Below are 21,143 nucleotides of genomic sequence, written 5' to 3'. Positions count from 1 at the left end.
CTATGCTTGATAGCCATATTTTTGATAATGACTATAGCCGATTTTTGTTACAATTAATGCTTTAAAAACCAAGCTGTGAAAGGCTCGATTTTTAGCAAATCTAAAAGTTTTCAAGGTCTGGCATCTTTGTGAGCAGGAACCATCTAGTAGTCCGACATAAGCTTGAACCACTTTTTTGGGGCCCTGCTCCAATTCTAAATCCAGAAGTAGGCTGGCCTGCCTTTGGCTGGCATCAATCAACCACCAGTATTTGGCAATTAGCTTATGTGGCCGCAGCCAATTTTTTATACGCTTTGACCATGTCCGTGCCCCTAGAACATTGTTATCATGTTGACGATAAAGCTCAGTGGCCTGATCCAAATAGACCAGAGTTCCTTTAGCAGCCGCCACCAGAGCCAAGTACCAGTCATGCATGATAACTTTATCCAAGTCTTTCTCTCTCCAATTTTTGGCAGTTGCTTGATTAATCATAGCAACGCCGCCAGTAACAGTATTCTCGGTCAACTCCTGCAAAAGGCTAGTATTAGCATGATCGGACTGAGTCCTGATCATACTCTCACGTAGCACTGCTAAGTTCTGATTGACAATCTTAAGATCAGTATACACCAAGAGTGGAGCATTCTGAGAATACTTCTGGCCTTCTTCAAGGCAAACTTCCAACTTTTCTGGCAACCAGACATCATCTTGGTCGCAGAAAAAATAAAAGTCAGCCTCTTGATACTTAAGGAGGGTATAAAAGTTTTTGACAACTCCAAGATTTTCCCGCTTATCTGGATTGATAAAGTGAATTCGAGGATCCCGACTAGCATAATCTGCGATAATCTCAGGCGTCCGATCACTAGAACCATCATCCCTAATCAAGAGGGTCCAATCTTTGTAAGTCTGATTCAAGACACTGTCCAATTGCTGAGCTAAGAAGCGCTGACCATTGTAGGTAGACATGAGTATATTAACTTTCATCTAAAAATAACTCCTCATACTCCCTAACAATTTTTGACCAAGTATAGTTGTCAGCCATTTGCTGATTGGCTGCCTGTCCAAGCTGACTAAAATCCGTTTGACTATCCACCTGATTAATCAAGTCTGCTAAGTCACCAGCTTCCTTAGTCCAGTAACAAGCCGTCCGGCCAGCCACCTTCCGATTAAAATCAACACCCAGAACCAGATTTAAATCTGTATGAGCTAGAGCTTCTAGGAGACCTGGGTTGGTCCCACCAACCTCGTGACCATGAACATAGGCAAAAGCCGCCTGACGCAAATAAGTCAAAAGCTCACGATTATAAACCGTCCCAACGAACTTGATGCGAGGGTCTTGATCGAAACCAGTCTTTTGTCGCAACTCCTCAAAATAAGGATTGCCTTCCTGATTACAAATGATAACCAAGTCCCTCTTGGTACCAGATGCCATAAACTCCCGGATAGCCGTTTCATAATTATTTTCAGGAACAAAGCGGCCTACAATCAGGTAGTAGCCTTTTTCTTCGGTCTGCCACCTGGTAAAAAAGTTTCTAACCTCGCTCGATCCAGCCGTCAAACTAGAAGGTGTCAGGTCAGTTCCATAAGCAATAAAAGTTGTCTTAGACCAAGGATAGCTAGTTTGAATATAATCTTCAATACCTTGGTTATCCGAAATAATCAAATCAGCCTTCTTAGTCATAACTTTCTCAGCATATTTGAGATAAGTCTGCACTGGCTTCGACCACTTAGACCGTTTCCATTCCAGCCCATCCGGATTGACAAAGAGCTGGCCACCCAGTTTGTGAATCTTACGAGCAAAAGGAGCAATAAAGGCTCCAATAGTATTGCCCAAGATATAAAAGATAGGCTTTTTGATAGCATGCTGCTTAATCAATTTCAAAGCATAGTTGATGGCCTGCATATCATAAGCAATCACTCGGGCGGGACCCAACTGGGGCGGATTGACCGTATAACAGTCAGCCCCCATGTATGTAGAATGATGACCCGTTTCCTTATCAGAAAGGCAGGCAACATGATAAATTAAGTCATCAGATTGACGATTCTTGACCAGCTCTTGAACGAAGGTCTCAAACCCTCCATACTTCGCAGGCAAGCCCCGACTTCCAATGATAAAAACGTGTTGCATACACAAGTTCTCCATTCTAGCAATACAATCACTCTATTATACCATAAAACAAGTTATCATTTCAGTGATTAAGCTAAATTATTAAGATACTAAACTTTTAATGGCTTCACTAAATTTTAAGATGGGACCACTTGCAATGGCCCTAACTCCCTATGCTCCCCTTATCTTACTAGCCTAGTGAACAATGACCGCATCTACACTGACAACCTAAAAAGGGAGTGGGAAAGAACCCAAAAATTAAAAATTTTGGTTCTCACCACTCCCTGATTTTAAGACGGTGACCTGCTCCTAGACCGTTTTTGACACTTGCTTTCAAGCTTCATTCCCCGATTAAAAAGGTCTCCCAGACCTTTTTAACCCACCCCCGCACAGCTCACAAGGTCTGAGGAACCTTTGACGTTGGAAATAAGATGAACGATGGTCATCACACTTGTTTAGTTTTTCCACTTTGGCCTTGTAGAAAAAGGAAAACCGGCCGCAGTGGTTCATTGATGCTAAAACACCTAATGAACTGTGGGAGTAAGACTTCTTGGCTTAGCCAACCAGTCTTACTCCCAACCACTGCGCCAAGAGTTTATTCCAAAACAGGAAGACTGGACGAGTTTTCGCCCAGCCTCCTCATGTGATTACTTCTTTTCTTGCTTATAAAATTCTTGCAGAGCTTCTTGCCACGTTGGAATAACAAATCCGGTTGCTTTGGCCTTGGTCAAACTCATGGTTGAGTTCAAAGGACGTTTGGCTTTAGCAGGAAATTGACTGGAATCAACTGGTGCCACTTCGACATCGGTATCCTTGAGGATCTCCTTAGCAAAATCATACCACGTAGTGTCTTCGGTCGCATCGTTGGACAGATGATAATATCCATAGTCCTTCTGATTTTCGGTGACATAGGTCATAAATTCAGCCAAGGTACGGGTCCAAGTCGGACGACCGTGTTGATCATTGACAACTGTCAAACGAGAATGAGTTTTAGCCAAATTTTGCATAGTAAAGACAAAATTTTTCCCGTAGTTACCGAAAACCCAAGCTGTCCGAATAATATAGTAGTGATCCAAGTATTTTTCAACCGCTTCTTCACCTAGACGTTTCGTACGACCATATTCAGTTTGTGGGTCAGGTTGGTCAGTTTCCAACCACTCTTCTCCAACAGGCTTTTGCCCATCAAAAACATAGTCGGTTGAAATATAGGCCAAAGTAGCTTCGTACTTAGCAGCAGCCTTAGCAATATTTTCGGTTCCAATAACGTTGATGGCATAATCTAACTCTTTTCCCTCATCTTCTGCCGCATCCACCGCAGTATAGGCTGCGCAGTGATACACTAGACTTGGCTTAACCTGTGCAAAGACCTCATCAACCTTGGCAGCATTCGTAATATCCATTTCTGCCACATCTACAGCTACATATTCTTCATTTCTTTCATCCAGCAAATAGCGCAATTCTGTTCCCAATTGTCCATTGCTTCCAGTAATTAAAATCATTGAATTCTCCTTTGCACAAACAGGGCTTACAAGTAGGTTAGAAGCCAAACATCAGCCCTGCTAAACTTTATTGCTTCCTTATTCTAACAAAAAAAGGGGGTAATTTCACCCTTTTTCTTTAACAATATAGACAGGTCGTTTTTTGGTTTCTAGGAAAATTTTAGCAACATACTTGCCAATAATTCCTAAAGCCAAGAGCTGGAGACCACCTAGAAACATAATAATCGAGATAGTAGATGCCCAGCCACTAACAGGATCGCCAAAAATCAGTCGCCGAATAACCACAAATAAAATAGCAACTACTGATAAAATAAAGCTAGCCAACCCAGCCCAGGTTGCCAGATTAAGCGGAGCTTCTGAAAAATTAACAAAACCGTCAATCGAGTACTTCAATAAGGACCAAAAATTCCAAGAGGTATCACCTGCCACCCGCTCACGATTTTCATAAGGCAGGTAGGTGACATCATAGCCAACCCAAGAGAAGAGTCCCTTGGAGAAGCGATTGACTTCCCCTAGTTCCAAGATACTATCAACAACCTGACGCGTCATGAGACGAAAATCCCGTGCCCCATCAACCATCTCAGTATCAGAAATCTTATTGACCAACCAGTAAAAAGCACGCGCAAAGAATGATCGAATGACGGGTTCCCCTTTACGATCAGCCCGACGCGTTCCGACCACGTCAAATCCTTCTTGAACCTTTTGATACATGTCCTCTAAGAGCTCGGGGGGATCTTGTAAATCCGCATCCATTACAGTTATCAAATCGCCATCAGCAGCCTCTAAACCAGCTAATAGCGCAGCTTCCTTGCCGAAATTACGAGAGAAAGACAGATAATGAACATTCGCAAACTTTTGACTCACCTCACGTAGGACCTGCAGCGTTTGGTCTTTTGAGCCATCATTGACAAAGAAATAATCAAAGATCAACTCCTCAGCCATAGTCTGCTCTACTTTTTGTGTCTCAGCTAAAAACGGATGGATGGTTGCTTCTTCATTATAACAAGGTACGACGATACTCAACTTTTTCATACTTCTAATCCTATCTAGCGAATTCCCAAAGCAATACGAGCGTAGCGACTCATGCGTTCAACAGTCCAAGCCGGTGTCCAAACCAGTTTGACTTCAACCTTGGTCACTTCCTTGACTTCTCGAATGACATCATAAATCTGGTCAGTCAAAAGATCAGCCAGAGGACAGCCCATGGTTGTCAAGGTCATATCAATCTCGGTATAACCGCTATCTTCAAAACGAATCTCATAAACTAGCCCAAGATTGACAATATCAATGCCTAATTCTGGGTCAATCACCATTTCCAGAACCTCAAGAATATGGTCTTTGATTTTTTCAACTTCTTGTTCTGTATATTTTTTCTCTGACATCAAAACTATCCTTTCTGTCAAGGGATAAGAGTCTGACACCTTATCTAAGCAATAGGTAGGCTATTAAACGAATAGAGAGCACTTGCAAACCTTAAGAAGCAATCATTTTTTCACTGGACCTGTCTCAGTCTCTAACTGCTAGTCTCAAGAGTGAGTTACAATAATCGCCAGAACGGCTTTCCGATCTCCCATACTGTCTCCGTTTGATTAGCACTATTAACTAGTCAAACTACGTGTCACAGTTAAAATCTTCCACTGGGTATGGGTCACTTTCTAATTTTTAGGTGACATCAAAAGCACCCACTGGACAGGCGTCGCCTCCCCATTTTTAGGCGGCAGTTAAAAACCTCCACTAGAGGTTTTTAATCCTCCATAAAGTCTTTAAGTTGCTTACTGCGGCTTGGGTGGCGAAGCTTTCGGAGAGCCTTAGCTTCAATTTGCCGAATTCGCTCACGGGTTACGTTAAAGACTTTACCAACATCTTCTAGGGTCCGCATCTTACCATCATCAAGACCAAAACGCAAACGTAGCACATTCTCTTCACGGTCGGTCAAAGTATCCAAAACATCATTGAGTTGCTCCCGCAGGACAATCCGAGTCGTGTAGTCAACGGGATTTTCAATAACTTCATCTTCGATAAAATCTCCCAGATGGCTATCATCTTCTTCTCCAATAGGAGTTTCCAGAGAAACTGGTTCCTGAGCAATCTTGAGGATTTCCCGAACCTTATCAGGGGTCATATCCATGCGTTCTGCAATTTGTTCCGGAGTTGGGTCTTGTCCCAATTCTTGCAGGAGATTGCGCTGTTCACGGACCAATTTATTGATGGTTTCAACCATGTGAACAGGTATCCGAATAGTTCTGGCTTGGTCAGCGATAGCCCGAGTGATGGCCTGACGGATCCACCAAGTAGCATAGGTTGAGAATTTGAAACCTTTGGAATAGTCAAATTTATCCACAGCCTTCATCAGTCCCATATTACCTTCCTGAATTAAGTCAAGGAACTGCATTCCACGTCCAACATAGCGTTTAGCAATAGAAACAACCAAACGCAAGTTAGCTTCAGCCAGCCGCTGTTTAGCCATCAAATCACCTTCAGCAGCAGCAATGGCCAATTCTTTTTCTTCATCATTAGTCAAGAGGGGCACAACCCCGATTTCCTTCAGATACATGCGGACGGGATCGTTAACTTTGGCAGAATTGCTGCCAATAAGCTCTTCATCCGTCAGCTCTTCTGGTTCAGGAGCTTCAATGACGTACTTACTAGATGGATTACCATCTTTATCAGTAATTGAAATACCACCATCAGTCAAGCGCTCCAGCAAATCATCAATCTGGTCAGCATCAAGAACAAAAGGAATAACCAATTTTTCAGTGACTTCGTCATCAATAGCTGTCCCTTCCTTCTTATGATTGCGAATAAAATCAGCAACTTGTACATTAAAGGTTGCATTTGTTTTTTTACTTGCCATAGTTTCCTCTATTCCATATTTTTCTTTTGAGCGACGAGAGCCTGAAACTCTAACAAGGCCCTTTCATCATCCCCATGACTACTGCTGTCACGGATAATTTTACTGCGTTTGCGTAAATCTTGTTCTTGGCGGTATTTTTCTATCCGCTGTTCTAATCCAGTTATCTCACCATCAGCTAATTCCCTAGGCAACTCTTCTTCTTGGACACTATAATAGGCCTGCCGTAAATCATCCGCCATCTGAGCCAAATCTAAATCAGAAATTTCCCCCTTCTGACATAAAATTTGATAAAGGCTTTCAAGTTGCGGACTTTCAAAAACAAAATCGTCTCGATTGCGAAACTCATTGAGAAGATAATCGTATTGAAGCAGACGATAGAATAGCTGGTTTTCAGCCCGCTGAATAGCTGTCAAGGTCTTACTGACTGGCAACTCAGTTAGAAGCGGACCCGAACTTGTTCTAGGCTCATTAAGCTGATTGCCTCCTGCACCAGCCCGCATTTTCAACCGTTCATTATTAACCGACTGCTCCACCTGAAAATAATCAAAGTCTGGCAAACTCTCAGCCACCATATTGATATAGGTATTCTGAGCAGTAATGGAAGTTACCCCAGCGATAATTTTAGCAATTCTCTCAACATAGGCAATCTCCGCTTGTAGATTATCAACATTTTCCGGTCTGAGGTATTGAATCCAAAACTCTGTACTGGAAATTCTCGACTGACTCAGGAGTTTGGCTAGCTCTTGAGCCGAGTTGGCCTTGATAAATTCATCAGGATCCATCTGATTGGGCATTCGAACGATTTCAACTGTCAAATCCTGCAAAATGGCCAGCGACTTGGCAATAGCATTTTGACCAGCGTTATCACCATCATAGGTCAAGATGACCTTTTTGGTGAATTTTTTCAGGTGACTGACATGCTCAGGTGTCAGAGCTGTACCCATAGAGGCTACCGCATTTTTAATACCAGCTCGGTAAGCAGCAATAACATCCATGAATCCTTCCATCAGGTAAACTTCATGACTCTTAGTCATCACCGGCTTAGCCTTATCCAGATGGTACAATTCATAGGATTTATTAAAGAGGGTCGTTGCTCTAGTATTCTTATATTTAGCTTCTTTGCGATCTTGATCAGCCTGAGTCCAAATCCGACCCGAAAAGCCTATCACATGCCCATTCTCATCCGTCAGTGGAAAGATAATCCGATTGCGAAAACTATCAAAGATCGAACCAGCTTCTGATAAATTGAAAAGGCCAGAATTGAGGATAGTATCTTCATCGTAACGAGGGGACAAACTTTGATAGAGATAATTCGATTCATCAGGAGCCAGACCGATATTGAAGTAATCAATCAGCCGGTCATCTAGCCCCCGATCATAAAGGTATTGCTTAGCTGCTTCTCCGATCTTAGTCGTCTTCAAAACGGCCTGATAAAACTTGCTAGCATCCTGATTGATATCAAAGAGCTTCTGATGAGGGTTCTGACGGATCTTAGTCTGTTGATGCGATGGTTCAATGGCTAAATCCATGCCAATTCTTTCAGAGAGAATCTTGACACTTTCCATGAAAGTAATTTGGCGATACTCTTCTAGAAATTTGAAGACATCCCCTGACTTGCCACAGCCAAAACAATGAAAGAACTGCTTGTCCTCAATAACATTAAAAGAAGGGGTTTTCTCTTGGTGGAAGGGACAAAGGCCCAAGTAATTTCGACCTGACTTTGTCAGACTGACCACTTCACCAATCACATCAACAATATTGACGTTATGCTTAATCTCAGAAATAACTGATTTATCAAGGGCCATGTCATTACCTCCCTACTAAAAAGATAATTTTAGTTTTACCCCTTATTATAACACGTTTTCCTAAGTCTTGTAAAATATCAAAAGTTCCATCGCACGACACCTAATATAACAAGGAAATTAAATACTTATAACAATCAAAGTTTCTAGGCAATTCCCTTGACTTACCCGTTCTCTTTTCGATATACTGAGCAAGTATTAAATTTTGAAAGGAATTCAATTTTTTAAAATGATTAAAGAATTAAAAGACTTCTTGTTCAAGGGTAATGTCCTTGATCTTGCTGTAGCCGTTGTTATGGGGGCTGCTTTCAATGCCATCATAACTTCATTAGTTGGTGATATCATCACACCACTTATCTTAAATCCAGTTGTCAAGGCCGCTGGTGTTGAAAATCTCTCCAAACTAACTTGGAATGGTATCACGTATGGAAGCTTCTTAAGTGCCGTTCTCAATTTCCTCATCGTCGGAACAACCCTCTTCTTCATCGTTAAAGCTGGCAACAAGGCCATTGCCCTCAACAAGAAGCAAGAAGATGAAGCTGCAGAAGCTGCCGGTCCTTCACAAGAAGAATTGCTTACTGAAATCCGCGATCTTTTGGCTAAAGAAAAATAAGCTAAACAACCTAAGTCTGGCTCTATGAACAGCTAGGCTTTTTTATATCCTTACTGGATACCATAACCAGACTCTAACGCAGGCTGCCCCGCCGGCACTTCTTCAGACAACAAAAATCCTCAGCCACTCCGGCTAAGGATTTTTCTGATTGTTCAGCTCACTTAGAATTTTTTACGTTTGCGAGCTGCTTCTGACTTACGTTTCCGCTTTACAGAAGGTTTTTCATAGTGTTCGCGTTTACGAGCCTCTTGAAGAGTTCCCGCTTTTGTGACTGAACGCTTGAAACGACGAAGAGCGTCGTCAAGTGATTCATTTTTACGTACCACTGTTTTTGCCATGGATTTCACCTCCTCAAGAATAATGTAACGCTTTTTACGTTCCCCACTAGAATAACGAATTTTATCAGGAATGTCAACACTTACAAGTAATTTATGAAAAAATGTTAATTCTCAAAGTAAGGAAAGTTCTAAAATGAAGTTAGCCACCTAAGAGTATCAAAAAACATCTCAGAGAGATATAATTGTAATCACCACAATAACAATTAGAAAGACTCTGAGATGCAAAACTATTATACACCAAAAAGTAAACATTTGACACTAACTGAACGTAGAATAATTGAACGTTGGCTTCAAGAAGGGCTCTCAAATCGTGAAATCGCTAGGAGATTGGCTAAAGCTCCTCAAACCATTCACAACGAAGTCAAACGTGGTCAGGTTAGACAACAAGTGCGTAAAGGAAAATTTGAGGTGATCTACTCAGCTGACTTCGCCCAAAAAGCCTATCAAAACAATCGTAAACGTTCTGTTAAACAAGTCTCCCTGACCAAGGGACTCAAAGAAAAGATAACTCACTACATCAAACAGAAATATTCTCCTGAGATGATAGTAAAGGCAAAAGGATTACCTGTTCCCATCTCCACTATTTACTACTGGATTCATCATGGACACTTAGGATTGACTAAAGCTGACATGCTTTATCCTCGCAAGGAGAAAACTAAGAAAAAGCATGCCAGTCCCAACTTTAAGCCAGCTGGAAAGTCTATCGAGGAACGACCAGAAAGCATTAACAAGCGTGAGAATGTTGGTGATTTTGAAATTGATACGGTTATTCAAACTCGGGCAAAAAACGAGTGCCTGTTGACTCTAACGGATAGAAAGAGTCGTTATCAAATCATTCGACTCATTCCCGATAAGTCCACGTCTTCAGTCAATCAAGCTCTGAAAGCAATCCTCAGGGATTATCAAATTAACTCTATCACAGCTGATAACGGGGCTGAATTCAGTCGTTTAGCAGAAGTTTTTGACCCTGCTCATATCTACTATGCCCACCCCTATTCTTCTTGGGAGCGTGGAACTAATGAGAATCATAATAGACTCATCCGGCGCTGGTTGCCTAAGGGAAGCAAAAATGCGACTCAACAACAAGTCGCATTTATTGAAAACTGGATTAACAACTATCCAAAGAAACTATTCAATTATAAATCTCCTAAAGAGTTTTTACAGACTGGCTAACTTGAACTTGAAATTTAGTAATTCTCAAAGTAAGTTAGCTTTCTGGAAAAAACAGCAGTTCGTCTGACATAGAAAAAAACTGGAAAATTCTCAGCTTCTAGTAATTTTATTTTCCAGCTTCCGATTCTTGATTAGCCTTCTTAACATAATCATCAATCTTGCCTTCCTTTTTCAGTTTCTTGATGATACCGTTGATGCGGTTACGCAGAGCTATTGATCCCTTTGGTAGGGCAATAGCATAGGAAGAACCATCAACTTTTTTGAGAGTAATATTGGCAACAGTAAGATCATCATTGCTGGAAACATACCCTTGAGCAATGGCGCTCTCCATGACGATACCCTCGATTTGACCGCTCTTCAACTCATTAACACCCTCGCTATTTTGAGTAAGAGAGACAGCAGAAGCCTTTGGAATTTGATCAGCTAGCACCCCCTCTTGGATAGTACCCTTTTGCGCAGAAACAGATTTTCCAGCAAAGCTGTCAACCGAAGTATATTTAGCCAAATCAGCCTTGCGAATAATCACCACATTTTTAGACTCAAAATACGGTTCCGTAAATTCAAGAGCTTTTTTACGTTCTTCAGTGACAGAAATCCCTGAGATCCCGTAATCAGCCTTACCAATAGATACACTTCCCAAAACATTCGTGAAAGACACTGTTAAAAAATGAACATCGACACCCAATTCCTTAGCAATTTCCTTAGAAAGCTCAACATCAACGCCAGCCACTGTATCCTTACCGTTGACCAATCGTTTAAACTCAAAAGGCGCAAAATCAGGACTGGTGGCAACAACTAGTGTGCCTCGCTTCTGAACATCCGACAGAGAAGTGTCCTCCTTAGCCGATTTTGATGACTGCGAACAAGCTACCAAACTGACTGACATTAAGGCCAGCAGGGCAACTGTAACTATTTTTTTAATTGACATTGAATTCTCCATTGTTGAAAAGGGTGGACTCAAGTTCTATCGTCCCTAATTTTTATACTATTCTAGCTTATAAAAATACATCTGTCAAGATGAATCTTCGGGTTAGACAGTGGAATTCTGCATAAAATCGCAGGTTTAGTAAAACTTCTTCTGCCACTCGCCATCAATTTTATCGTGATAAAAATATTCCGACAGGTCTGTTTCATCAAAGACCCTGAGCAAAGCCAGCATATCATAAGCCAAGTCCATCTCTGGCAGTTCCTGACGATTCACCCAACGAACTTCTCCCTCATCAGAGGAATGCAGATGGCCGAAATAGGATTCAGCCTTATAGAGGAAAACAATATAGCGAATGCCTTCCTCAGTGTGCCAATTTTTCAAACCAACCAGACGAGGGTTCTCCACAGTCAAACCTGTTTCTTCCCGGATTTCTCGTACTACCGAATCATGAAAAGACTCCTTACCTTCTACATGACCACCAGGCAGGGCAGCTCCTGACCAAGAATAGCGCCTGGGATCACGAATTTGCATGACAATATTGCCCTTGCCATCTTCAATTAGGCACATATTGGTTAAAATAACTTGAGAAGCACGAGACATAAAAAAGTCTTTCCTTTCTACAAAAGAGGCAAAATAAGGGTTATCCAAAACCAACTGATAGGCATGACTAAAACCATGGCCGGGATCATATCAGCGGTCGGGAACATCTTGACCTGAATAATCCGAAACCCTGTCGCTACCATGAGAAAACCACCGCAGGCTGTAAAATCGCCGATAATCGCTGGTGTTGTTAAGGGAACAATGATACCGGCTAAATAAAAGAGAGCAGTGAAAATAACAAACTGAGGCAGAGCGATAGCAGCCACTACATATCCTAAGTTGCAAGCAAAGATTGCTGCTGTGAAAAAATCCAGAATAGATTTAGAAATCAGAATAGAGGCATCTCCTGTCATTCCGTTGACCAAACTCCCATAGATACCAGTCCCGCTGGCACAAAAGAGAACGATGACGGTTACAAGGGCATTGAGAAATTGCTTCCTAGGCATATCGGGTTGTTTGGGAAAAACTTTAGACATGTAGCGTTGCATGATAAATCCACCCTTAAAAAGCAGACGATCAAAATCAAGGAGGAGACCAACGATGGTCCCCAAAACAACCGCAAAAACAACGGCAGGCATATAGGACATTTTGGTGATGGAGGTAATCCCCATCCCCATGGAACATACCCCAAAAATCATATTCATCTTCTCTTTGAAGGTATCATCCAAATGATGACCAAATAAACCGCCTAAAAGACCGCCTAAAATAATGGACAGACTGTTTACAATAACGCCAAGAGGCATGAGAACACTTCCTTTTCATACTCTTCAACAATCAAAATAGCCCTCGTCAACTCAGTTTGCCTTACGCCATTACTGTCTGCAGTTCGTTGCCTTGTCTATTTTGAATTTTCATTGAGTATTACTTTAAATTAGCTATTATTCTATCACGACTAAAAGCAAAATGAAAGGCGGCTGAGGGAAGCCTTATCTCTGGCTAGAGTTGTTTACACCTACCTTATGATGTCACTTTCTAATTTTTCAAATCGTTTTCAGCCATTAAGTTAACCGTTAGCACTTGCTTACTATTCAAGAGCTCTCATCTATTATAATTCTCCCCTTCTTACGTTTTATGAATATACCTGCATTCCCTCCCCCAAAAACAAGAGCCATTCTTGCTTGCAACGATTACCAACCGTTTACGATTGACACGGCTAGGAGAATGGGTATAATGAAACCATCATGTCCACTATTATCAATTATTTAATAGAACAAAGCAAAAGTCCTGCTGGCCTTGGTGGACGTATCCTCACTAAAATCTGGTCAACTTATTTTCAAAAACTGAGCCTTTGGACGCTGAATTTAACGACTATACCACAAAGCGCTAGAATTCTTGATATCGGCTTTGGCGGCGGCATTAACATCCAAAACCTAACTTCAATGACTGAAAAATCAACAATTCATGGCATTGACATTTCTAGAGAAGCCTATAAACAAGCGAGCAAAGTGAATCGGCAACTCATCCAAAAAGGACAAGTTCACCTCAGTCTAGCCGATGTCACTAGACTCCCTTTTCCAGATCAATGTTTTGACCTCATTGTGGCGACACAGACCCACATCTATTGGGATGAACTCGCTAAAGGTCTGGCAGAATGCGCACGCGTTTTAAGAAAAGAGGGGAAACTCCTTATCAGCAGCGAAAAGGACAAAATCAATTATCATTTACCGGCCTACAGTGATCCAAACGACTTTGTTGCTCTACTAAACCAACAAGGTTTTACCAAAATTACCATTAAAGATACCCCATCCTATATCGGTTTTATTTGTCAGAAAAAACAGAGCTAGTTTCAGGCAGTAGCTCTGTTTTTTACCTTTTTAGAGAGGGCAGCCAGTAACCCATTCTCATTTCTAAGCCACCACCTTTAGTTCCAGCACCATATCACGGATCTGGGCGGCCAATTCAAAGTCAATCAGCTCGGCGGCTTCTTGTATTTAATGTAAGTAGAGATCTGGTAATTTCAGCCCCTTCAACAGCTAAGTCACTACGCTTAATTTTCTCCCGCCAATCTTAAATCTTCTCAGGTAGGTGATGTAGATACATGTCAATAGCATCATCGCTATTTTCTAAAACCGCCATCAGATCTGGGAGAGGTTCAGCATAAAGATTAGGATAATCTTTTTCATCATATTCAGGTCTGATGTTAAATGCTAAAATTTCTTTATCTATTGAAAATTCGGCGTGCACGTTTCCTTTATTTCCTCTGGCATCCATACGCACCCATTTGTTAAGCTCTGCTATGTAAACAGCATTTAAAGCATGGACGCAATAGCCACTCTCTGGAGTATCTCCCAACGTAAGTCGTTGGTAACAGATACCAACTGGAATCGAGGCTGCTCGCAACAGTGCTGCTAATAGATTTGATTTTGCGTAGCAGATACCAGCACCTTCTTTAAGCACTTGAGAGGCTGTTACCGTCACTATTTTATCCTTAATATCCCAAGAATGAGCGATTTCATCCCTCACAAAATGATAGGCTCTTCGAATAAAATCAATTTTATCAACAGCTAACTTCTCTAATTCTTGCACCTTTTCCTGTATAAGGATATGATCGCCATTGATATAGTTTGAAAATTTTAGATATTCTTGAAACTCATTAGCTAAAACAAGCATGTTCATCCTCCTTCACTACGTTAATCTTTTTTAGTATCCAATCTTTCTATAGGATCTTCGTACCCAACACTAAAAAAATTTTCACCATTTCTGCAATAATTCCTGAATCGGTAGCTTCCAGACTGAACAATTTATGTCCTTTTTCCCATCAATATCATATTCGGTGCTGCTTTCATAATGAAAATCTTTCGGCTGATGAGAGTGGGACAGAAGTCAATTTATATAAAAAATTGATTTCGTCGTCCCACCTCCGCACAATTGATTAGGATGGCCGTTAACAATTGCGGAGTAGTTAAACAGCCCAGTGGACTGTTTAAGGGGGTGCCTGAAATGGGAACGTCACCCCAAGATAAGGACTCCCAACCACTGCGTCAAACTGTTATTACTGCAAAAAATAGAAGACTGGAACACTTTTTCCCCAGCCTCATCTATCGAAACTTGAAAGAAATCAAAAAAGAACCTTTAAGTTGGCGATATCTGGTGTCCTAGCCTCTGACTCCCACTTAGTAATAGCTTGTCTGGAAATATGGCGTTCTTCTGCTAATTTTTCCTGCGATAATCCTAACTAACTGTTTACGATAATCACGCAAGCGTGTTTCAAATATTATATGCATCTTCCCCTAAAAATTATTGGTTACTGATGAACAATCCAAGTTTAATCAAAAGAAGCACCACAAACGAGCAATCCTTGATAACATTCACTAACACTGCTGCTACTTTCCGTAGCATTTTTGGAAATTGCCCTATTTTACAGCATTTTTGTATTGACCATGAAGTACATTCTAAGCTGTCACAAAATAAAACATTAAATGAAGAAAAATCAGCCAGTGCAAGGTCTGCGTTTTTTCTCTCAAATAAGTAAAAAGCAGAGCCATCAATGCTGTTAGAGCTAATAAAAAGGGGTTACGCCAAAAGTGAGAAACATAGAATAGATGCGCCAAAATAAACAGTGCTGGCAATAGGATTAAAACTTGTTTAAAAGAGAAGCGCTGTCGCAAATAATTTTGCAAAAGACCAAAGGTAAGGTAATCCTGCCAAACTACAGATACTGTCGTAAAAAGTAAATAGTAGACCGCCGGCAGTCCCGTCCAGTGATAATGCAGCAGAACATTCCCAGCAGCCAGCAGTAAGATGAGATAAAGCAGGTATGTTTTCTTTTGCCTGACCGCTATGAGAGATTCAGTCCATTGGCGGTGACTAAAAGCAAGAACTGCCAGCCCTACACAATTAAGCAGCACACCACCGATAATCACTCCCTTTTCATCCGTATAACGACTGAGAAGATCATGAGACACCCCCACATTAACCGTTAAGCCAAATAAAATAAACCAAACAGCAATGGCAAAAATCCCTTGAAATAAGTATTTATGCTTTGTAACAGGCTCTTGCATAGCAGTCCTCTTTCTACTTTATTTCTTGAACAACTAATCCATCGCCTTCAGCTCCAACACCATATCACGGATCTGGGCAGCCAGTTCAAAGTCAAGCAGCTCGGCGGCTTCTTGCATTTCCTTTTGGAGCTTCTTGACAGTCTCTTGACGCTCCTTCTTGGACATGGTTGACACATCCATCTCCTCTGCTACTTGTGCTTCCTCGTTGGTCTTGGTAATAGCAATGAGGTCACGGATTTCCTTCTTGATCGTTTGCGGAACGATACCGTGCTCTTTATTATAAGCCATTTGAATTTGACGACGACGGGCTGTTTCATCCATAGCTTTTTGCATAGACTCTGTCACCGTATCTGCATACATGATTACGTGACCCTCGCTATTACGGGCAGCACGGCCTATGGTCTGTATGAGGCCTCGTTCATTGCGCAGGAATCCTTCTTTATCAGCGTCCAGAATGGCAATCAAACTGACCTCAGGCACATCAATTCCTTCTCGCAGGAGATTGATCCCAATGAGAACATCAAAGACCCCAAGCCGCAAATCACGAATAATCTCCGTCCGCTCCAGAGTCTTAATGTCGCTGTGCATATACTTAACCTTAACCCCCATCTCTTTGAGATAGTCGGTCAGGTCCTCTGCCATTTTCTTAGTCAGGGTTGTGATAAAAGTACGCTCACCCTTTTCAACGCGGTCATTGATTTCACCCAGTAAATCATCCATCTGCCCCATGGTCGGCCGCACTTCAACTTCTGGATCAAGCAAGCCAGTCGGACGAATAATCTGCTCAATCACCGTGTCAGTCTGTTCCATTTCATAGTCACCTGGCGTGGCAGAAACATAGACAATCTGGTGAACATGACTTTCAAACTCCTCACGGCGTAAGGGGCGATTGTCCAGAGCGCTAGGCAGGCGGAAACCATAATTAACCAGCATCTCTTTCCGAGAGCGGTCGCCATTATACATGCCCTTGATCTGTCCCATAGTCATGTGGCTTTCATCAATCATGATAAGGAAATCTTCTGGGAAGAAATCAAGCAGGGTATAGGGTGGTTCTCCTTCAGAACGCCCATCCATGTGACGGGAATAGTTTTCGACACCATTGGTGTAACCCATCTCACGCAGCATCTCAATATCATAGTCTGTCCGTTGTTTGAGGCGCTGAGCTTCCAAAAGCTTGCCTTCGGATTCAAAGAGCTGCAGCTGTTGCTCCAGTTCGGCTTGGATTTTACGGATAGCAGTCTCCATGTGTTCCTCATTGGTCATAAAGTGAGTAGCTGGGAAAATTGCCAGATGGTCTACTTCACCAAGATTATGACCCGTTAAAGCGTCAATCTCACGGATGCGGTCGATCTCATCTCCAAAAAATTCAACCCGAAAGGCATGCTGGTCACGGCTGGCTGGGAAAACCTCAACCACATCGCCCCGAACTCGGAAGCGCCCCCGTTGGAAATCAATGTCATTACGTTCAAATTGAATATCAACCAAATCGTTGAGAAGCTGGTCGCGGGAGATTTCTTGACCTGGCCGTAGACTGACCACACTGTCAGCATATTCCTTAGGCGAACCTAAACCGTAGATACAGCTGACAGAGGCTACAACGATAACATCGTTGCGCTCCAAAAGAGCTGATGTCGCTGAGTGGCGGAGCTTATCAATTTCATCATTAACCGAGCTGTCCTTCTCGATATAAGTATCGGACGAAGGGACATAGGCCTCCGGTTGGTAGTAATCATAGTAAGAGACGAAGTATTCTACAGCATTGTCAGGGAAAAACTCCTTAAATTCCCCATAAAGCTGACCTGCCAAGGTCTTATTATGGGCGATGACCAGGGTTGGCTTGTTGACCTTGCTGATGACTTGGCTCATGGTATAAGTCTTACCTGTCCCTGTCGCCCCCAGCAAAATCTGCGCCTTCTCGCCTCCCTCGATATTATCTACCAGCTGCTCAATGGCTTGCGGTTGGTCGCCAGATGGTTGGTATTTTGATACTAGTTTAAAGGTATTTTGATCTGTTCTATCTATCATAATGGTCTTCTTTTCTACTCCTGTTTTCAACTACTATTTTAACACAGTTTATGGACCTCTTAAAAAAATTTACCCAAATCACGTGTTAGGTTTTCTGACATAAAATCAATAAAAATTTGCCTGAGGCCTTATTTTCTGGTAAAATAGAGAGGAAATTTACCATAAGGAGACAAACATGAAGAAAAAACTTCTGGCGCTTATGTTAAGTGTCTTGTCCGCCCTTCTTATTTTTACAGGAAGGGCTCAGGCTGCTGAAAAGATTTCCATCGTTTCCGACACAGCCTACGCTCCCTTTGAATTTAAGGATAGTGATCAAACCTATAAAGGGATTGATGTTGACATCATTAAGGAAGTCGCCAAACGTTCAGGTTGGGACTATAAACAGACCTATCCCGGCTTTGATGCTGCTGTCAATGCTGTTCAATCTGGTCAGGCTGACGGCCTCATGGCTGGTACAACCGTGACCGAGGCCCGCAAAAAGGTCTTCAAATTTTCTGATACCTACTACGATACTTCAATCGTTGTCTACACCAAATCAGGTACAACCAGCATTACCAGCTACGACCAATTAAAAGGCAAAACTGTTGGGGTTAAAAACGGTACCGCTGCCCAAGACTGGCTGGATCAACATGCTGATCAATATGGCTATACGGTTAAAACCTTCGATACTAGCGACCTGATGAACAACAGCTTAGATCAAGGTGCTGTTGATGCGGCTATGGATGATAAGCCTGTTGTTCAATACGCTATCAAGCAAGGGAAGCCATACGATATGAATATGGATGGCGAATCCGTTGGTAGCTTTGCCTTTGGTGTCAAAAAAGGCAGCAAAAAAGAGTACCTCATCAAAGACTTCAACAAAGCTCTGGCAGCTATGAAGAAGGACGGTACCTATGACAAGATTATGAAAAAATGGCTGGGGGATTCTGTCAATGAAAACTCTAAAACACCGTCAGCTAGCCTGCATTTAACGGGTGACGCCAGCAAGAAAGCAACACCAGTCAAGGGGAGCTATACTATTGTTTTAGACTCCTCATTTGCTCCATTCGAATACCAAAATGGTTCTGGCGGCTATACCGGCATCGATGTTGAATTGATTAAAGCCATTGCGAAGCAACAAGGTTTTAAAGTCAAATTGCAGTTCCCCGGTTTTGACGCTGCTCTCAATGCCGTTCAATCCAGTCAGGCCGACGGCGTTATTGCTGGCATGACCATTACAGATGAACGTAAGAACACCTTTGATTTCTCAGATGCTTACTACTCTGCTAATACGATCATCGCGGTTCCAGCCAATTCAAAAGTGAAAAAATATGCTGACCTCAAAGGAAAGACTGTCGGTGCCAAGAAGGGAACAGCTTCTTACGACTGGTTAACCCAGCATGCAAATCAGTACGGCTATAGCGTGCGTGCCTATGACGATGGTTCAACTCTTTATGATAGCCTGCAAAATGGATCCGTTGATGCTATGATGGACGATGAAGCCGTCCTCAAATATGCCATCAAACAAGGCCGCAAATTCAAGACCCCAATCAAAGGCGAAAAGTCTGGTGATGTTGGCTTCGCGGTTAAGAAAGGGGCTAATCCCGAACTCATTCAAATGTTCAACAACGGCCTAGCTTCCCTCGTTAAATCGGGCAAATACGATAAGATTGTCAATAAATATCTGGCTACTAACAAGGAAAGCAAGAAGAAAACCGCTGATGAAACCACTATTATCGGTCTCATCCAAAACAACTACAAACAACTCTTGCAAGGTCTTGGAATCACAGTTACCCTGACCCTCCTCTCCTTCGCTATTGCCATGGTTATCGGCATTATCTTCGGTATGATGGCTGTCGCTCCTAACAAGCCCCTGCAGACTATCTCTCGCATCTTCGTCGATGTGGTGCGCGGTATCCCGCTGATGATTGTAGCAGCTTTCATCTACTGGGGGATTCCAAACCTGATTGAATCCATCACTGGCCATCAATCACCTATCAACGATTTCGTGGCCGCTACCATCGCCCTTTCCCTCAATGCTGCGGCCTATATCGCAGAAATCGTTCGCGGCGGTATCGAGGCCGTGCCGAAAGGACAAATGGAAGCCAGCCGAAGCTTAGGTATTTCTTACCGCACAACCATGCGTAAGGTTATCCTACCACAAGCTGTCCGTGTGATGTTACCAAATTTCATTAACCAATTCGTTATCTCGCTGAAAGATACAACTATCGTCTCAGCAATCGGTCTGGTTGAACTCTTCCAAACTGGTAAGATTATCATTGCCCGCAACTACCAGTCTTTCCGAATGTACGCGATTCTCGCGATCATCTATCTGGTCATCATTACTCTCTTGACCCGCTTGGCAAAACGATTAGAAAGGAAGCTGAAATAATGGCAGACTTGAAAATTGATGTGCAAGACCTTCATAAATCTTATGGGGACAATGAAGTCTTGAAGGGCATCAATGCCCAATTTAATGAGGGCGATGTCGTTTGTATCATCGGTCCTTCTGGTTCTGGAAAGTCAACCTTCCTGCGGACCCTCAACCTCTTGGAAAGTATTACCAGCGGTCGAGTTTTTGTTGATGGTTATGAACTGTCCAATCCTAAGACCAATGTCGACAAAGTGCGTGAAAACATCGGTATGGTTTTCCAACACTTTAACCTCTTCCCCCACATGTCAGTTTTGGACAATATTACCTTTGCCCCGATTGAACTAGGTAAGTATTCCAAGGAAGAAGCTGAAAAAGTCGGTAGGGATTTACTAGAAGAGGTTGGCCTATCCGATAAGTGCGATGTCAATCCCGAAAGCCTTTCCGGAGGGCAAAAACAACGGGTCGCTATCGCACGGAGTTTAGCCATGAACCCCGATATCATGCTCTTTGACGAGCCAACATCGGCCCTCGACCCCGAAATGGTCGGCGATGTTCTCAATGTTATGCGAGACTTAGCCGGACAAGGTATGACCATGCTGATTGTCACCCACGAAATGGGCTTCGCCCGCAAGGTAGCCAACCGAGTTATTTTTACCGATGGCGGTCAGTTCCTTGAAGACGGTACACCCGAACAAATCTTTGATAATCCTCGGCATCCACGTCTCAAAGAATTCTTGGACAAGGTGCTGAATGCCTAGAAATAAAGGTGCTACAGGTATTATAGAGCCGAAAAATGCCCTGACAATTTGTCAAGGCGTTTTTCGTATTTTCAAAATTATACTTAACAAAAATCAAAAATAGCGATATAATATAG

The 21,143-nt window shown here is 42.4% G+C and carries 19 protein-coding genes and 2 pseudogenes; 5 read left to right on the top strand and 16 right to left on the bottom strand.

The window, feature by feature from the left end; translation table 11 throughout:
- The 7 genes from STRCR_RS05535 to dnaG form a co-directional block, all read right to left on the bottom strand.
- Nucleotides 1-960, bottom strand: coding sequence for a glycosyltransferase family 2 protein (locus STRCR_RS05535; protein WP_004225426.1), 960 nt, complete (start codon nt 958-960; stop codon nt 1-3).
- Nucleotides 950-2,104 (bottom strand): beta 1-4 rhamnosyltransferase Cps2T, encoded by a 1,155-nt coding sequence (gene cps2T / locus STRCR_RS05530; protein ID WP_004229180.1) that lies wholly within the window; start codon nt 2,102-2,104, stop codon nt 950-952. Before cps2T ends, STRCR_RS05535 begins: the two co-directional genes overlap by 11 nt.
- Nucleotides 2,105-2,730: 626 nt before the next feature.
- On the bottom strand, nt 2,731-3,582 hold the full coding sequence (gene rfbD, locus STRCR_RS05525) for a dTDP-4-dehydrorhamnose reductase (protein ID WP_004225502.1): 852 nt from the start codon (nt 3,580-3,582) through the stop codon (nt 2,731-2,733).
- A gap of 105 nt (nt 3,583-3,687) precedes the next feature.
- A complete protein-coding gene (locus STRCR_RS05520) occupies nt 3,688-4,614 on the bottom strand; it encodes a glycosyltransferase family 2 protein (protein WP_004226929.1) in 927 nt (308 codons plus the stop codon).
- 14 nt (nt 4,615-4,628) lie between these two features.
- Entirely contained in the window at nt 4,629-4,964 is a 336-nt protein-coding gene (locus STRCR_RS05515) for a metal-sulfur cluster assembly factor (RefSeq protein ID WP_004228414.1), read from the bottom strand.
- 362 nt (nt 4,965-5,326) lie between these two features.
- The gene (gene rpoD / locus STRCR_RS05510; protein ID WP_004229816.1) at nt 5,327-6,436 is read right to left on the bottom strand and encodes an RNA polymerase sigma factor RpoD; all 1,110 of its coding nucleotides are present in this window, start codon (nt 6,434-6,436) and stop codon (nt 5,327-5,329) included.
- 8 nt (nt 6,437-6,444) lie between these two features.
- On the bottom strand, nt 6,445-8,241 hold the full coding sequence (dnaG, locus tag STRCR_RS05505; RefSeq protein WP_004226170.1) for a DNA primase: 1,797 nt from the start codon (nt 8,239-8,241) through the stop codon (nt 6,445-6,447).
- Between the two features lie 226 nt (nt 8,242-8,467).
- Between dnaG and mscL the strand changes: the two genes are divergently transcribed.
- Nucleotides 8,468-8,851 (top strand): large conductance mechanosensitive channel protein MscL, encoded by a 384-nt coding sequence (gene mscL, locus STRCR_RS05500; protein ID WP_040804486.1) that lies wholly within the window; start codon nt 8,468-8,470, stop codon nt 8,849-8,851.
- A gap of 161 nt (nt 8,852-9,012) precedes the next feature.
- Here mscL and rpsU read toward each other — a convergent pair whose 3' ends face one another.
- The gene (rpsU, locus tag STRCR_RS05495; protein ID WP_002963309.1) at nt 9,013-9,189 is read right to left on the bottom strand and encodes a 30S ribosomal protein S21; all 177 of its coding nucleotides are present in this window, start codon (nt 9,187-9,189) and stop codon (nt 9,013-9,015) included.
- A gap of 219 nt (nt 9,190-9,408) precedes the next feature.
- On the opposite strand from rpsU, the gene STRCR_RS05490 reads away from it, so the two are divergent.
- Nucleotides 9,409-10,362, top strand: a complete 954-nt coding sequence (locus STRCR_RS05490; protein WP_004225294.1) for an IS30 family transposase — start codon at nt 9,409-9,411, stop codon at nt 10,360-10,362.
- Nucleotides 10,363-10,468: 106 nt separating this feature from the next.
- Here STRCR_RS05490 and STRCR_RS05485 read toward each other — a convergent pair whose 3' ends face one another.
- The 3 genes from STRCR_RS05485 to STRCR_RS05475 all read right to left on the bottom strand — a co-directional run bounded on the left by STRCR_RS05485 (nt 10,469) and on the right by STRCR_RS05475 (nt 12,633).
- On the bottom strand, nt 10,469-11,290 hold the full coding sequence (locus tag STRCR_RS05485; RefSeq protein WP_004226394.1) for a transporter substrate-binding domain-containing protein: 822 nt from the start codon (nt 11,288-11,290) through the stop codon (nt 10,469-10,471).
- 135 nt (nt 11,291-11,425) lie between these two features.
- The gene (locus STRCR_RS05480; protein WP_004228231.1) at nt 11,426-11,890 is read right to left on the bottom strand and encodes an 8-oxo-dGTP diphosphatase; all 465 of its coding nucleotides are present in this window, start codon (nt 11,888-11,890) and stop codon (nt 11,426-11,428) included.
- A gap of 17 nt (nt 11,891-11,907) precedes the next feature.
- The gene (locus tag STRCR_RS05475) at nt 11,908-12,633 is read right to left on the bottom strand and encodes a DUF554 domain-containing protein (protein WP_004229260.1); all 726 of its coding nucleotides are present in this window, start codon (nt 12,631-12,633) and stop codon (nt 11,908-11,910) included.
- Between the two features lie 438 nt (nt 12,634-13,071).
- Between STRCR_RS05475 and STRCR_RS05470 the strand changes: the two genes are divergently transcribed.
- Nucleotides 13,072-13,674, top strand: a complete 603-nt coding sequence (locus tag STRCR_RS05470; RefSeq protein WP_004225922.1) for a class I SAM-dependent methyltransferase — start codon at nt 13,072-13,074, stop codon at nt 13,672-13,674.
- 63 nt (nt 13,675-13,737) lie between these two features.
- Here STRCR_RS05470 and STRCR_RS12420 read toward each other — a convergent pair.
- From STRCR_RS12420 to uvrB, 5 genes and pseudogenes are all read right to left on the bottom strand, one after another.
- Nucleotides 13,738-13,821 (bottom strand): annotated as a pseudogene (locus STRCR_RS12420) (UvrB/UvrC motif-containing protein); the annotation flags it as partial.
- A 76-nt stretch (nt 13,822-13,897) separates the two neighbouring features.
- Nucleotides 13,898-14,500 (bottom strand): transglutaminase domain-containing protein, encoded by a 603-nt coding sequence (locus tag STRCR_RS05465; protein WP_004227043.1) that lies wholly within the window; start codon nt 14,498-14,500, stop codon nt 13,898-13,900.
- Nucleotides 14,501-14,923: 423 nt separating this feature from the next.
- A pseudogene (locus STRCR_RS11690) lies at nt 14,924-15,114 on the bottom strand (helix-turn-helix transcriptional regulator); the annotation flags it as partial.
- 168 nt (nt 15,115-15,282) lie between these two features.
- Entirely contained in the window at nt 15,283-15,891 is a 609-nt protein-coding gene (locus tag STRCR_RS12105) for a CPBP family glutamic-type intramembrane protease (protein WP_004227528.1), read from the bottom strand.
- 33 nt (nt 15,892-15,924) lie between these two features.
- Nucleotides 15,925-17,916: an excinuclease ABC subunit UvrB gene (gene uvrB / locus STRCR_RS05455; RefSeq protein ID WP_004225666.1), complete on the bottom strand. Its 1,992-nt coding sequence runs from the start codon at nt 17,914-17,916 to the stop codon at nt 15,925-15,927.
- Between the two features lie 175 nt (nt 17,917-18,091).
- On the opposite strand from uvrB, the gene STRCR_RS05450 reads away from it, so the two are divergent.
- Together STRCR_RS05450 and STRCR_RS05445 are read left to right on the top strand one after the other, a co-directional pair.
- Nucleotides 18,092-20,287, top strand: coding sequence for an ABC transporter substrate-binding protein/permease (locus tag STRCR_RS05450; RefSeq protein ID WP_004226360.1), 2,196 nt, complete (start codon nt 18,092-18,094; stop codon nt 20,285-20,287).
- Nucleotides 20,287-21,027 (top strand): amino acid ABC transporter ATP-binding protein, encoded by a 741-nt coding sequence (locus tag STRCR_RS05445; protein WP_004226286.1) that lies wholly within the window; start codon nt 20,287-20,289, stop codon nt 21,025-21,027. Before STRCR_RS05450 ends, STRCR_RS05445 begins: the two co-directional genes overlap by 1 nt.
- The last annotated feature ends 116 nt before the right edge of the window (nt 21,028-21,143 follow it).

The sequence above is a fragment of the Streptococcus criceti HS-6 genome, from assembly GCF_000187975.2.
GTDB lineage: Bacteria > Bacillota > Bacilli > Lactobacillales > Streptococcaceae > Streptococcus > Streptococcus criceti.
The sequence above is the reverse complement of the archived record's forward strand: the minus strand, read 5'-3'. Positions and strand labels throughout refer to the sequence as shown.

Bases quoted from the DNA above. Each gene is read 5' to 3' on its own strand.
- rpoD (WP_004229816.1), bottom strand. From the start codon at position 6,436: ATGGCAAGTAAAAAAACAAATGCAACCTTTAATGTACAAGTTGCTGAT.
- STRCR_RS05535 (WP_004225426.1), bottom strand. From the start codon at position 960: ATGAAAGTTAATATACTCATGTCTACCTACAATGGTCAGCGCTTCTTA.
- STRCR_RS05465 (WP_004227043.1), bottom strand. From the start codon at position 14,500: ATGCTTGTTTTAGCTAATGAGTTTCAAGAATATCTAAAATTTTCAAAC.
- STRCR_RS05520 (WP_004226929.1), bottom strand. From the start codon at position 4,614: ATGAAAAAGTTGAGTATCGTCGTACCTTGTTATAATGAAGAAGCAACC.
- STRCR_RS05445 (WP_004226286.1), top strand. From the start codon at position 20,287: ATGGCAGACTTGAAAATTGATGTGCAAGACCTTCATAAATCTTATGGG.
- STRCR_RS05515 (WP_004228414.1), bottom strand. From the start codon at position 4,964: ATGTCAGAGAAAAAATATACAGAACAAGAAGTTGAAAAAATCAAAGAC.
- STRCR_RS05485 (WP_004226394.1), bottom strand. From the start codon at position 11,290: ATGTCAATTAAAAAAATAGTTACAGTTGCCCTGCTGGCCTTAATGTCA.
- STRCR_RS05490 (WP_004225294.1), top strand. From the start codon at position 9,409: ATGCAAAACTATTATACACCAAAAAGTAAACATTTGACACTAACTGAA.
- STRCR_RS05480 (WP_004228231.1), bottom strand. From the start codon at position 11,890: ATGTCTCGTGCTTCTCAAGTTATTTTAACCAATATGTGCCTAATTGAA.
- STRCR_RS05450 (WP_004226360.1), top strand. From the start codon at position 18,092: ATGAAGAAAAAACTTCTGGCGCTTATGTTAAGTGTCTTGTCCGCCCTT.
- mscL (WP_040804486.1), top strand. From the start codon at position 8,468: ATGATTAAAGAATTAAAAGACTTCTTGTTCAAGGGTAATGTCCTTGAT.
- STRCR_RS05470 (WP_004225922.1), top strand. From the start codon at position 13,072: ATGTCCACTATTATCAATTATTTAATAGAACAAAGCAAAAGTCCTGCT.
- rpsU (WP_002963309.1), bottom strand. From the start codon at position 9,189: ATGGCAAAAACAGTGGTACGTAAAAATGAATCACTTGACGACGCTCTT.
- STRCR_RS12105 (WP_004227528.1), bottom strand. From the start codon at position 15,891: ATGCAAGAGCCTGTTACAAAGCATAAATACTTATTTCAAGGGATTTTT.
- uvrB (WP_004225666.1), bottom strand. From the start codon at position 17,916: ATGATAGATAGAACAGATCAAAATACCTTTAAACTAGTATCAAAATAC.
- rfbD (WP_004225502.1), bottom strand. From the start codon at position 3,582: ATGATTTTAATTACTGGAAGCAATGGACAATTGGGAACAGAATTGCGC.
- dnaG (WP_004226170.1), bottom strand. From the start codon at position 8,241: ATGGCCCTTGATAAATCAGTTATTTCTGAGATTAAGCATAACGTCAAT.
- STRCR_RS05475 (WP_004229260.1), bottom strand. From the start codon at position 12,633: ATGCCTCTTGGCGTTATTGTAAACAGTCTGTCCATTATTTTAGGCGGT.
- cps2T (WP_004229180.1), bottom strand. From the start codon at position 2,104: ATGCAACACGTTTTTATCATTGGAAGTCGGGGCTTGCCTGCGAAGTAT.